The organism is Aliishimia ponticola (assembly GCF_004803475.1).
Lineage (GTDB): Bacteria > Pseudomonadota > Alphaproteobacteria > Rhodobacterales > Rhodobacteraceae > Aliishimia > Aliishimia ponticola.
Window position 1 is genome coordinate 664,167 of record NZ_SRKY01000001.1, and the last position, 13,126, is coordinate 677,292.

Here is a 13,126-nt window from a genome sequence, read left to right on the forward strand (position 1 = left end):
GCGGCGACACAGCCAGGGAGGAATAAGAAGTGAAACTTTTCGCAACCATATCTGCTGCCGCGATGATGCTGGGCGGTGCGGCCCTTGCCGCTGATCTGACGGTCGGCGTGAGCTGGTCCAACTTTCAGGAAGAGCGCTGGAAAACCGACGAAGCGGCCATTGTGGGCGCATTGGAAGCGGCTGGCGCGGATTATGTCTCTGCCGATGCGCAATCCTCGTCCGCCAAGCAGCTGTCCGATATTGAAAGCCTGATCGCCCAAGGCGTCGATGCGCTGATTATCCTTGCGCAGGACGCCCAAGCGATTGGCCCTGCCGTTCAGGCCGCCGCGGATGAAGGCATCCCGGTCGTCGCTTATGACCGCCTGATCGAAGACAACCGCGCCTTCTACCTGACCTTCGACAATGTCGAAGTGGGCCGGATGCAGGCACGGGCCGTTCTCGAAGCGCAGCCCGAAGGCAATTACGTGATGATCAAGGGCTCGCCCACCGATCCCAATGCCGATTTCCTGCGCGGCGGCCAGCAAGAAGTGCTGCAAGCGGCCATCGACAGCGGCAAGATCACCATCGTTGGCGAAGCCTATACCGATGGCTGGCTTCCGGCGAATGCGCAGCGCAACATGGAACAAATCCTGACGGCGAGCGACAACAAGGTCGATGCGGTCGTGGCCTCCAATGATGGCACCGCCGGTGGCGCCGTGGCAGCGCTGACGGCGCAGGGCATGGATGGTATCCCGGTCTCTGGCCAGGATGGCGACCACGCCGCGCTGAACCGTGTGGCCAAGGGCACGCAGACCGTGTCCGTTTGGAAAGACGCGCGCGATCTGGGTCAGGCGGCCGGTGAAATCGCCGTCGCGCTGGCGGGCGGAAGCTCCATGGAGGATATCGAGGGGCGCACCGAATGGACCTCGCCCTCCGGTACGACGATGAACGCCAGGTTCCTCGCCCCGGTCCCGGTTACCAAGGACAACCTGACAGCGGTTGTCGATGCTGGCTGGATTTCCAAGGACGCCCTGTGCCAAGGCGTGTCCGGCGGCCCGGCACCTTGTAACTAAGCACACCTGTTCCGGCCCCTGCTGCACGACGCGCGGGGGCCGGATCGGAACCAGACGACGCTGAGCAATGGGAGACCCCGTGATGGTCGACTCCACAAGTCAGCCGATCCCCACAACGACCAAGCGCAGCCTGTTCCAGCAACTGGAACTGGACATGCGGCTTCTGGGTATGATCGGCGCATTCGTTATCCTGTGCATCGGGTTCGACCTTCTGACCGAGGGACGATTCCTGACGCCGCGCAACATCTTCAATCTGGCGATCCAGACGGTTTCCGTCGCGATCATGGCCTGCGGAATGGTCTTCGTGATCGTCACCCGCCATATCGACCTGTCCGTCGGCGCGCTGCTGGCAACCTGCTCCGCCATCATGGCCGTGACGCAGACCGATTTCGTACCCAATACGCTGGGGCTTGGTCTGAACCACCCGGCAAGCTGGGCCATCGCATTGGCGGTGGGGCTGGCCGCGGGCACCATCATCGGCGCATTCCACGGCTGGATGATCGGCTATCTGACGATCCCGGCCTTCATCGTGACCCTTGGCGGGTTCCTCGTCTGGCGCAACGTCGCTTGGTATTTAACCGACGGCCAAACCATCGGGCCGCTGGATGCGAATTTCCTGAAATTCGGCGGCACCAATGGGACGCTGGGCGAAAGCCTAAGCTGGGCCATCGGCCTGATCCTTGCCGCGCTTGCCGTCTGGGTGTTGTGGACCGCCCGTCGGTCCCGCGCGGCCCATGGCTTCCCGGTGAAACCACTTTGGGCCCAGGCCACGCTGTCGGTCCTGATCGCGGGCGCGATCCTTGGCTTCGTCGCGGTGCTGAACGCCTATTCCATCCCCGAACGCCGCCTTGCCCGCATGTTCGAAGCGCGCGGCGAGGTCATGCCCGAGGGGCTTGAGGTCGGCTATGGCCTGCCCTTCTCGGTCCTGATCCTTGTGGTCGTGGCCGTCGCGATGACCATCATCGCCCGCCGCACCCGGTTTGGCCGCTATGTCTTTGCCACCGGCGGCAACCCGGACGCGGCCGAGCTTTCGGGCATCAACACCCGCCTGCTCACCGTCAAGATCTTTGCCCTCATGGGGTTTCTCTGCGCGCTGTCCGCTGTGGTCGCTTCTGCGCGGCTGACCTTCCACGCCAATGACATCGGCACTTTGGACGAATTGCGCGTCATCGCGGCGGCGGTGATCGGGGGAACGGCGCTTTCCGGCGGGTTCGGCACAATCTATGGCGCGATCCTTGGCGCGCTGATCATGCAATCGCTGCAATCGGGTATGGCGATGGTTGGCGTTGACGCGCCGTTCCAGAACATCGTCGTTGGCACCGTGCTGGTACTGGCCGTGCTGATCGACATCATCTACCGCAAACGTCTGGGAGAGAAGTGATGGTGGACCGGACCGGAACCCCCTTGGTAGAGATGCGCGACATCTCTATCGCGTTTGGCGGCGTCAAGGCTGTCGACCATGTCTCTGTCGATCTTTACCCCGGCGAAGTCGTCGGCCTGCTGGGCCATAACGGTGCGGGTAAATCCACGCTGATCAAGATCCTGTCGGGCGCCTATCAGGGTGACACGGGCCAGATCCTGATCGACGGCAAGCCGGTGGAGATCACCAATCCCCGCGATGCGCGCGCCAACAATATCGAGACGATCTATCAGACGCTCGCCCTTGCCGATAACCTTGATGCGGCGTCCAACCTGTTTCTTGGGCGCGAACTGGTGACTCCGTTCGGGCTGGTGGACGACGCCGCGATGGAGGCCGAGTGCCGCACGATCATGGGGCGGCTCAACCCGAACTTCCAGAAGTTCAATGAACCGGTCTCGGCCCTGTCGGGGGGGCAAAGGCAATCGGTGGCCATCGCGCGCGCGGTCTATTTCAATGCACGCATCCTGATCATGGACGAACCCACCGCCGCGCTTGGCCCCCATGAAACCCAGATGGTCGCCGACCTGATCCAGCAACTCAAGGCGCAGGGCATCGGCATCTTCCTGATCGACCATGACGTACATGCGGTCATGGAACTGTGCGACCGCGCATCCGTAATGAAGAACGGCCAATTGGTCGGCACGGTCGATATTCCGGACGTGACCGATGACGATCTGCTGTCCATGATCATTCTGGGCAAACGCCCCGGCGAATAAGCGGCGGACTTGCGGGCCGCCCTGTTGCCGATCGGACGCCAGAGACGGTATGAAACCCGATGCGCGCCGCCGAACGGCAATGCCCGGCGGCGCGCAGGACGCAGCAGTCATGCGGCGGCAATCGTTTCTTATGAAGGGCTTGGCGAGAAAATTTGCAAAACCGGATTTGCAAAATCATCAATATTTACTTCAAGCTTAAAATTTCAAGCTTGAAATAGTTTGCCCGACGCCCGACACTCCTCCAAAGACGCCGAGGAGGATGAAGATGCGTATTGCCTGTTTGGGCGGTGGACCTGCCGGACTGTATTTCGCGATCTCGATGAAGCTGCGCGATCCGTCGCACGATATCACGGTGATCGAACGCAACCGCCCCGACGACACATTCGGCTGGGGCGTCGTGTTGTCGGACGAAACGCTGGGAAATCTTGCGGCGAACGATCCCCAAAGCGCCGAGCAGATCCGCGCCCATTTCGCCTATTGGGATGATATTTCCCTCAAGATCGGAGGGCAGGATCTACGCTCCTCCGGTCATGGGTTCTGCGGCATCGGGCGCAAGCAACTGCTGATCTTGCTGCAAGCGCGCGCCCGCGAGCTTGGAATCGACCTTCGGTTCGAAACCGAATTCGACGACGTCGATCGCTATAGCCGCGACTACGATCTGGTGGTCGCCAGCGACGGGCTCAATTCGCGCACCCGCACCCATTTCCAGCAACAGTTCCAGCCCGAGATCGACCTGCGCCTTTGCCCCTTTGTCTGGCTGGGCACGCACCAGACCTTTGCCGATGCCTTCACCTTCATCTTCGAAGAGACCGATAAGGGTTGGCTCTGGGCGCATGCCTACCAATTCGACGAGAACACCGCGACCTTCATCGTCGAATGCGCGCAAGAGACCTATGACGCCTATGGTTTTGCCGATCTCAGCCAGGAGGAAAGCATCGCCATCTGCGAAGAGGTCTTCCGCGACCACTTGGGCGGACACGGATTGATGAGCAATGCGGGCCATATTCGCGGCTCGGCCTGGATACGGTTCCCGCGCGTGCTGTGCGGGAAATGGCACCATGACAACGTCGTTCTGCTGGGCGATGCGGCGGCCACGGCGCATTTCTCTATCGGTTCGGGCACCAAACTGGCCTTCGAATCCGCCATCGCACTGGCCGAATATTTGCAAAATGAACCGGATTTGCAGTCTGCATTTGCAAAATACCAGGATGAGCGCCGGCTTGAAGTGCTGCGCCTGCAATCGGCCGCGCGCAATTCGCTGGAATGGTTCGAACATGTGGAGCGTTATCTGCATCTGGACCCGGTGCAGTTGAACTATTCCCTGCTGACGCGCAGCCAGCGGATCAGTCACGAAAACCTACGCCTGCGGGACAAGGCTTGGCTGGAAGGCGCGGAACGCTGGTTCATGGACCGTGCCGGGGCCGCGCCGGATGCACCACTGCGCCCGCCCATGCTGGCGCCGTATCGTCTGGCCGATATGGAGTTGAAGAACCGCATCGTTGTTTCACCCATGGCGCAGTACAAAGCCGTCGATGGATGCCCGACCGATTGGCATTTGGTGCATTACGGCGAACGCGCCAAGGGCGGCGCCGCGCTTGTCTATACCGAAATGACCTGCGTCAGCGCCGAAGGCCGGATCACACCGGGCTGTCCGGGCCTATATACGGCAGAGCATGAAACCGCATGGCGGCGGATCACCGATTTCGTTCATGCACAAACCGACGCGAAGATCTGCTGCCAGATTGGCCACTCGGGGCGCAAGGGGTCGACCCGCATCGGGTGGGAAGGAATGGACCAGCCCCTGCCGGACGGCAATTGGGATCTGGTCAGCGCCTCCGCCCTGCCCTGGTCGCCGCAAAACGCCACGCCGCGCGAAATCACCCGTGCGGAGATGGAGGAGATCACCGCCCAGTTCCTCGACGCCACCCATATGGCCGCGCGCGCAGGCTTCGACATGATCGAACTCCATGCGGCGCATGGCTATTTGCTGTCCTCTTTCATCTCGCCAGTGTCGAACCAGCGCATGGATGACTATGGTGGCACGCTGGAGAACCGGATGCGCTGGCCGCTCGAAGTGCTGCGCGCCATGCGGCAGGCCTGGGCATCGGGCAAGCCACTGTCGGTTCGGATATCCGCCCATGACTGGGTCGGCGATCACGGGATCACGCCCGAAGACGCCGTGGAAATCGCGCGCATGTTTGCCGAGGCCGGTGCCGACCTGATCGATGTTTCTGCCGGTCAGACCACGCCTGAGGCACGCCCCGTCTATGGCCGTATGTTCCAGACGCCGTTCTCGGACCGTATCCGTAACGAGGCGGGGCTGCCGACCATGGCCGTTGGCAATATTTCAGAGGCGGATCACGCCAATTCGATCCTGCTGGCCGGACGCGCAGATCTTGTCGCGGTTGGGCGGCCTCATCTGGCCGACCCCTACTGGACACTGCGCGAAGCGGCGCGGATCGGGGACCGCGCGGCGACGGATTGGCCCTTGCCCTATCTTGCCGGGCGCGATCAGCTTTGGCGCCTTGCCGACCGCGACGCAGAAATCCGCGAGGTATGATGCCATGAGCGATCCATATGATCCGGGCAAGGACGGGGCGAAGATGTCCTATGAGGATGCGATGTCCTATGGCGATTATCTGCATCTCGACGCCCTGTTGGCGCAGCAGGCCCCGCAAAGCCGCGCCCATGACGAGATGCTGTTCATCATCCAGCACCAGACCAGCGAGCTTTGGATGAAGCTCGCCATTTACGAATTGTCGGCCGCGCGCGAGGCGTTGCGCAGCGGGGCGACGCCGCAGATGTTCAAGCAGCTTGCCCGCGTGTCGCGCATCTTTGAGCAGCTCAACAGCGCCTGGGACGTGCTGCGCACCATGACGCCCGCTGATTATACCCAGTTCCGCGACGCGCTTGGCCCCAGTTCCGGGTTCCAGTCGCACCAGTACAGGATGATCGAGTTCATCCTGGGCAATCGGAACCCGAATATGCTGGCCCCGCACGCGCATCGGCCGGACCTGCATGCGCAGTTGCGCGCGGAACTGTCGCGGCCCAGCTTTTACGACGAGGTTCTCGCCCTTCTGTGCCGCAGCTTGGGCAAGACGCCGCCCACGCCGCAACTGGAAACCCCGCGCCACTCCGATCCGGATATCCTTGCCCTGTGGCAGCAGGTCTATGAGGACGTGGACACCTATTGGACGCTTTACGACTTGGCCGAAAAGCTGGTCGATCTGGAGGATTATTTCCGCCGCTGGCGTTTCAATCACGTGACCACGGTAGAACGCATCATCGGTTTCAAACGCGGCACCGGCGGCACGCAGGGCGTCGCATATCTGCGCCGGATGCTGGAGGTCGAACTCTTCCCCGAACTCTGGCATCTTCGCAGCCATCTCTAGGGACGGTTTGGCGCATTATTGCGCCCCAAACGCACCGACGGGACTTGCCCCGCCCGCAGGCTTGATGTATCGCACGATCCTACCGCGGGTATGGTGAAAAGGTATCACGCGAGCTTCCCAAGCTTAAGTTACGGGTTCGATTCCCGTTACCCGCTCCAACAGATTTCACCGCATGTTCAAGAGCATCGCCGCAAGGCGATCGTGATCGGTTGATCGCGGCTCGCCTATGAGGGCCAGTGTAGATCAGCCGTCATTGAAAACCCCGCGCCAGACGTCCAGCGCGGGGCGAAGGCGTCACGCCATCAGCACGTCGCCATATTCTTCCTTCAGCTTGCGCTTGAGCACCTTGCCCGTCGCGCCAAGGGGCAGCTCGTCCACGAAGATCACCTTATCCGGCACCTGCCAGCTTGCGATCTTGTTGTCGAAGATGGACAGCACTTCGGCCTCGGACGGATCCGCCCCTTCGGCACGCACAGCCAGCAGAATGGGGCGTTCATCCCATTTCTCGTGCCGCGCACCGATGACGGCCGCATTCGCCAAAGCGGGATGCGCCACGGCGATGTTTTCCAGATCGACAGAGCTGATCCACTCGCCGCCCGACTTGATGATGTCCTTCGACCGGTCCTTGATCGTCAGATAGCCGTCCGGGTCCAGCACCGCCACGTCGCCGGTATAGAACCAGCCGTCATTCAGCGCCGAGCCGGGCTCCGTGCGGAAATAGCTGTCCAGAACCCATTCGCCTCGGCAGACCAGATCGCCTTGGGTCACGCCGTCATTGGGCAGCATGTTGCCATCCTCGTCGACGATTGCCAGTTCGACACCGAATGGCGGCCGTCCCTGCCCCACGCGCAGCGCGTGCTGCTCTTCGATGGGCAGATGCTTGTGCTTGGCCAACGGTTGGTTGGTCGAGCCAAGCGGGCTCAATTCCGTCATGCCCCACGCATGGATCGTGTCCACGCCGTGATCTTCGCGGAACGCGTCGATCATCGAGGGAGGACAGGCCGACCCGCCAATGACAGTCCGTTCAAGGCTGGCAAGCTTGGAGCCGGTTTTCTTCGCCTCGTTCAGCAGGCCCAGCCAGATTGTCGGCACACCAAGGGCGATGGTGATTTCATGTGTGTCGATCAGCTTGACCAGCGACGCGCCATCCAGGCCCGGCCCCGGCATCACCATGCGCGCGCCCGACATGGCACAGGCATAGGGTGTGCCCCAGGCGTTGACGTGGAACATCGGCACCACCGGCATCACCACATCCTGCGCGGAAAACCCGATGCAGTCGCGCATGTTGGACGCCATCGCGTGCAGCAGCGTGGACCGGTGGGAATAAAGAACCCCCTTGGGATTGCCCGTCGTTCCCGACGTATAACACAGCGACGAGGCTGTCTTTTCATCGAATTGCGGCCAGACGAAATCGCCCGGACCGTCCGCGATGAAATCGTCATAAAGCATGATTCCCGGAATGATGTCCGACGCCCCGTCATCGCTACCTTCCATCAGGATGATATGTTCCAGAAGCGGACACTCATCCTTCACCGCCGCGACCAGCGGCAGGAAGGTGCGTTCGACGAACAGTACCTTGTCCTCGGCATGGTTGAGGATATAGGCTAATTGCTGCGGAGGCAGGCGCGGGTTCAGCGTGTGGCAGACATAGCCGCCGCCCGACGTGCCGAAATAGATTTCCAGGTGGCGACGGTTGTTCCACGCCAATGTCCCGCATCGCGCCTGATTTTCGATCCCAAGCGCCCCAAGGGCACGGGCAAGCGCGCGCGAATTCGATTCGACTTGCGACCAGGTCGTCGTCTCTTCGCCGCCGCCCGTATTGACCGAAAAGATCTCCGTGTCCGCGTGATACTTTGCTGCGTGCGTGATCAAACCGGAGATCAGAAGGTCTCCACCCATCATCTGGCCCTGCATGGCCGTTCCTCCCCTAAAACTAAGCTCGCTAATCAGAGTGCCGCGCAGCGCGGGCGGTTTCAAGCCGCAGATGCACGTTCTTTCGTTACGTCAGAACGCCGTGCTGTCATATCCGAAGGCCTTGAAATCCGGCCCATAGATCACACGCACCAGATCAGCCTCGTCAGCTTGGTAGTATGCGCCAAGCGCCACATCGCGCGCCCGGTTGACGCTTTGATTGGTACGCTCCAGCCCCGCGAACTCCAGCCCGAGTGTCTGCGCGAGATCTGCCAGATCATCGGCCAGCGTTTCAAAGCGCAGGATATGCGTGACCAAACGCTGCCCGGCGGCGTCGTCCACGAACCAGCTTTGGTTCGGCAGTTTCGCGAACCACAGGTTCTTGCCCATGTTCTGCCCCAGAACCCGCCGCGTATCCGCGCGGTAGGACAGGTAATCGGCAAAGCTCATCTCTCGGATGGCCTTGCCGTAGGGCGTCTTGAGTTGCTTCATATATTCGTAATGCGACACCGCATGGTCGAAGGGATTGCGCACGACCGCGAAACTTGTGTAGCGCGCAAACGCCTCCGCCCCGATCAGGCGCACCACCGCACGTGCGGGATCGTGGCGTTTCAGGAACGCGGTTTGCGGCGACCGCGCCACGCCAAAGCGACGCGCCAGGCGGCTGAGCGGCAGGCGTTCCGCCTTTTCGTCATATTGGCCCAACGCTTTATCGACCGCCATTCCCGCATTCTTGGGGATATGGATGAAGATGAAGCGCCGGGAATGGCTGACGATCATGTGGCGCTGGTCCGATGCGCCAAGCGGTACGCCACCAATTGCCGGGTCGATCCGTCCTTGTCTTCCGCGCTGGCCTCTCCCGTGACGACGGGGCCAAGCGCGGTGGCAAGTTCCTTGCCAAGCTCGACGCCCCACTGGTCATAGGAGTTGATACCAAGGATCACGCCTTCGATGAAAACGCGGTGTTCATACAGCGCGATGATCTGCCCCAGCGTTGCCGGGTCCAGCAGCGGATAGATCAGCGTCGTGGAGGGGCGATTGCCCGCAAACACGCGGTGCGCCGCCTGCCGTTCCAGTTCGGCCCCCTCGAAGCTGTCCGCAACCTTGGCCCGCGCGGCGTCCAGATCACGCCCGCGCATCAGCGCCTCGGACTGGGCAAAGCAATTGGCGACCAGAAGATCGTGGTGATGCCCCAGATCCGCTTCATGGCCGTTCGCCGCCACCATGAATTCGCAGGGGATCACGTCGGTGCCCTGATGGATCAGCTGGTAAAACGCATGTTGTCCGTTGGTGCCCGGCTCCCCCCAGACAATCGGACCGGAGGGGATGTCCAGCCGCGTGCCATCCATGCGCACCGACTTGCCGTTGCTTTCCATTTCAAGCTGCTGAAGATAGGCCGGAAGCCGTCCCAGACGTTCGTCATAGGGCAACACCGCACGCGAGGCATAGTCGCAGACCTGCCGGTGCCAGATTCCGACCAGTGCCAGCATCAGCGGCATGTTGTCGGTGCCCTTGGCGCTGCGCATATGGCGGTCCATCTCCTGCCCGCCGCGCAGGAACGCGCGGAAGGCCTTGGGACCAATGGCGATCATCAGGCTCAACCCGATCGGCCCCCACATGGAATAGCGCCCGCCCACCCAGTCTTCGAAACCGAAGACGCGGTCGGCCGGGATGCCAAACGCCTCCGTCTTGTCCAGCGCCGTGGAAACAGCCGCGAATTGTGTGGCCGGATCACCGCCCTGATCCACCATCCACGCCTTCGCCGTGCGCGCGTTGGTCATGGTTTCAATGGTGGTAAAGGTCTTGGACGCGACGATCACAAGGGTCGTGCGCGCATCGCAGCCGCGCAGCGTATCCGCGATATGCGCGCCATCCACGTTGGACACGAAATGCACCCGCGGCCCATCGTGATAGGGCGACAAGGCGCGCGCCGCCATGGCCGGCCCAAGGTCAGAGCCGCCAATCCCGATATTGACCACATCGGTGATCTTGCTGGCGCGGAACTGGTCGGCAAAGCGAGCCATCCGGTCCAGTACGGCCAGAACCTCCGGCATGACGTCGGTGCCGTCCTGCAGTACCGGATCGCCGTCCAGATTGCGCAGCGCCGTGTGCAGCACCGCGCGTCCTTCGGTTTCATTGATCGGCGCGCCGCTGAACATCGCGTCGCGCCGTTCCTCCCAGCCCGAAGCCGCCGCCAAGTCCAGCAGCGCATCGCGCGCCGCCGCGTCGATCGCCGTCTTGGAATAGTCGAACAGCATATCGCCGGTCTGCGCGCTGAAGGACTGCGCGCGGGTCTGATCCTCGGCAAAGAGGCTTTCGATCCGCGTCTCGCGCGCGGCCAGGTCTTTCAGCTTGTCCCACATATCGGTCGCTCCCGTGGTCATTCGGCCCAGTGGACCGTCAAATCCTGCATCACCGCCCGGATCGGCGCCTGTTCGGGCGGCAGTTTCTGCGCCCGTTCCAACGCCTCGCGCTTGGCCGCGCCAAAGATGACAAGGTGCTTGCTCAGCGCGCCGTTCAGCACATGCGCCGCCAATGTCACCCGTTGTTCGGGCTGATCTTCCGGCTCGACGATATTCAGTACCGGGGCGTCCGGCGCAAGCGCGGCGTGCACCCCCGGCGCACCGGGGAAAAGAGACGCCGTATGCATGTCATCGCCCATGCCCAGCAGCAGCACCGAGATCGGCAGCACAGGGCTTACGTCTTCGCCCAGACGCGGCACGGTCTTGCCGATGGCGCCCTCGCCATAAAATGGCAGGAACCGCGCCATCTGCGCCGCATCTGTCAGAAGACGCGCGCGCACCAGCGCCGTGTTGGAGCGCGCATGATCCTCTGGCACCCAGCGTTCATCCGTCAGCATGACGGTCACGCGGCTCCAATCGAGGCGACGAATGCTCGACAGCACGTCAAAGATCGGCCCCGGCGTGGTGCCGCCGGGCACGGCAAAAGAGGCAGAGTCGCCCTGCACCAGACGGTTCTCAAGGTCGCTTGCCAACTTGTCGGCCACATCCATGGCCAGCAACTCACGGTCGGGGTATTCGATGATATTCACATCCGCCTCCGCTTCTGGGTAATTTCGCGCCAGATCAACCCGTCGCGCGCCATGAGTTGATCGGCCTCCACCGGGCCGGACCCGCCGGATTCGTAGGGCTTGGGCACGTCGCCGCGCGCCTCCCACCCGGCGATGATCGGATCGGTCCAGGCCCATGCGGCCTCGACCTCATCACCGCGCATGAACAGCGTCTGGTTGCCCCGGATCACGTCCATGATCAGCCGCTCATAGGCGTCGGGCGGATCTTCGACCTCTGGCCCAAGCGCTTCGGCAAAGGTCATGTCGAGCGGCACGTCAATCAGACGCATCCCGCCCGGCCCCGGCTCCTTGATCGTCACATCCATCGTGATGCCTTCATTCGGCTGCAACTGAATCGCCAGAACGTTGCGATTGGTGCCGTGTTCGACATCCTCGAAAATCGTGTGCGGCAGCGGTTTGAACACCACCGCGATTTCAGAGGACCGCGCAGACATCCTTTTGCCCGTGCGCAGATAGAAAGGCGTTCCGGCCCACCGCCAATTGGCAAGGTTGACCTTCATCGCAATGAAACTTTCGGTCTTGGAGCGCGGATCGCCCACCGCCGTGCGGTAATCGGGATGCGCGTCTTCATCTTCGCCCGCCATGTATTGCCCGCGCACGACGTGATGCGGCATCACCGGCTCCAGGGCGCGGATGACCTTCAGCTTTTCGTCGCGCACCGCGTCCGGGTCGAACTTCGCCGGAGGCTCCATCGCGATCAGGCAAAGCAACTGCATCAGGTGGTTCTGCACCATATCGCGCATCGCGCCTGAGCGGTCATAATATTCGCCCCGCCCGCCAACGCCCACGGTTTCGGCCACAGTGATCTGGATATGGTCGATATATTGCGAATTCCACAGCGGCTCGAAGAGCACATTACCAAAGCGCACCGCCATCAGGTTCTGCACGGTTTCCTTGCCCAGATAATGGTCGATCCGGTAAATCTGGCTTTCGTCGAAATGCTGCGCGAGAGTCTGGTTCAATTCCCGCGCGCTTTGCAGATCGCGGCCAAAGGGCTTTTCGACCACGACCCGGCACGTGGGCGACACCATGCCATGCGCATGGAGCCGCTTGGCAATATCGCCGAACAAGCCCGGCGCGACCGAGAAATAGAACGCCTCGATCCGGCCATCGCGTGACATCAACTGTTTCAGCGTTTCCCAGCCGTCTTCGCCGCGCGCATCCACATGGGCATAGCTCAGCTTTTCCAAAAACCCTTCAAGCGTTCCATCCTCGCAATGATGGCTGCCGCTGAACTCTCGCACCGCTTCGGCCACGATCTCGCGATAGGCGTCGTTGTCCATCTCGCCGCGCGCCGCGCCGATGATCCGCGCGTCGGACGGTATCTGCCCCGCGCAAAATCGCCGGAACAGGCCGGGCAAAATCTTGCGCCGCGCCAGATCGCCGGTCCCGCCAAAAATGACAAGATCGAACGTATCGACCGGAATGACCCTCGAAACCATGCAGTCCTCCTGTTGCGAAACCTCTGTTTTTTCCGCAATGTTAGCCCTAACACAACTTCTCGGCATCACAAGTGCGTCAAAGCTGGCTCAGTGGGTTTTTTC

At 61.9% G+C, this 13,126-nt stretch carries 10 protein-coding genes and 1 tRNA gene; 6 read left to right on the forward strand and 5 right to left on the reverse strand.

What is annotated here, in order from left to right; genetic code table 11:
* Positions 1-62: 62 nt before the first annotated feature.
* From xylF to E4Z66_RS03225, 6 genes are all read left to right on the forward strand, one after another.
* A complete protein-coding gene (gene xylF / locus E4Z66_RS03200) occupies positions 63-1,052 on the forward strand; it encodes a D-xylose ABC transporter substrate-binding protein (RefSeq protein ID WP_136462114.1) in 990 nt (329 codons plus the stop codon).
* A gap of 82 nt (positions 1,053-1,134) precedes the next feature.
* Positions 1,135-2,433, forward strand: coding sequence for a sugar ABC transporter permease (locus E4Z66_RS03205; RefSeq protein ID WP_136461485.1), 1,299 nt, complete (start codon positions 1,135-1,137; stop codon positions 2,431-2,433).
* On the forward strand, positions 2,433-3,188 hold the full coding sequence (locus E4Z66_RS03210) for an ATP-binding cassette domain-containing protein (RefSeq protein ID WP_136461486.1): 756 nt from the start codon (positions 2,433-2,435) through the stop codon (positions 3,186-3,188). Before E4Z66_RS03205 ends, E4Z66_RS03210 begins: the two co-directional genes overlap by 1 nt.
* Before the next feature lie 265 nt (positions 3,189-3,453).
* Positions 3,454-5,748, forward strand: a complete 2,295-nt coding sequence (locus tag E4Z66_RS03215; RefSeq protein WP_136461487.1) for a bifunctional salicylyl-CoA 5-hydroxylase/oxidoreductase — start codon at positions 3,454-3,456, stop codon at positions 5,746-5,748.
* A 4-nt stretch (positions 5,749-5,752) separates the two neighbouring features.
* Positions 5,753-6,580 (forward strand): tryptophan 2,3-dioxygenase, encoded by an 828-nt coding sequence (locus E4Z66_RS03220; RefSeq protein ID WP_136461488.1) that lies wholly within the window; start codon positions 5,753-5,755, stop codon positions 6,578-6,580.
* A gap of 84 nt (positions 6,581-6,664) precedes the next feature.
* Positions 6,665-6,738 (forward strand) — tRNA-Gly (locus tag E4Z66_RS03225).
* Between the two features lie 136 nt (positions 6,739-6,874).
* Here E4Z66_RS03225 and E4Z66_RS03230 read toward each other — a convergent pair.
* The 5 genes from E4Z66_RS03230 to zwf all read right to left on the reverse strand — a co-directional run bounded on the left by E4Z66_RS03230 (position 6,875) and on the right by zwf (position 13,024).
* On the reverse strand, positions 6,875-8,494 hold the full coding sequence (locus E4Z66_RS03230) for a long-chain-fatty-acid--CoA ligase (RefSeq protein WP_136461489.1): 1,620 nt from the start codon (positions 8,492-8,494) through the stop codon (positions 6,875-6,877).
* Between the two features lie 90 nt (positions 8,495-8,584).
* Positions 8,585-9,271: a sulfotransferase family 2 domain-containing protein gene (locus E4Z66_RS03235; RefSeq protein ID WP_136461490.1), complete on the reverse strand. Its 687-nt coding sequence runs from the start codon at positions 9,269-9,271 to the stop codon at positions 8,585-8,587.
* Complete coding sequence (pgi, locus tag E4Z66_RS03240; protein ID WP_425456108.1) at positions 9,268-10,854, reverse strand: glucose-6-phosphate isomerase; 1,587 nt, start codon at positions 10,852-10,854, stop codon at positions 9,268-9,270. The genes E4Z66_RS03235 and pgi overlap by 4 nt, the downstream gene beginning before the upstream one ends.
* A 17-nt stretch (positions 10,855-10,871) precedes the next feature.
* Positions 10,872-11,543 (reverse strand): 6-phosphogluconolactonase, encoded by a 672-nt coding sequence (gene pgl, locus E4Z66_RS03245; RefSeq protein ID WP_136461492.1) that lies wholly within the window; start codon positions 11,541-11,543, stop codon positions 10,872-10,874.
* Entirely contained in the window at positions 11,540-13,024 is a 1,485-nt protein-coding gene (gene zwf, locus E4Z66_RS03250; RefSeq protein ID WP_136461493.1) for a glucose-6-phosphate dehydrogenase, read from the reverse strand. The genes pgl and zwf overlap by 4 nt, the downstream gene beginning before the upstream one ends.
* Positions 13,025-13,126 lie beyond the last annotated feature (102 nt).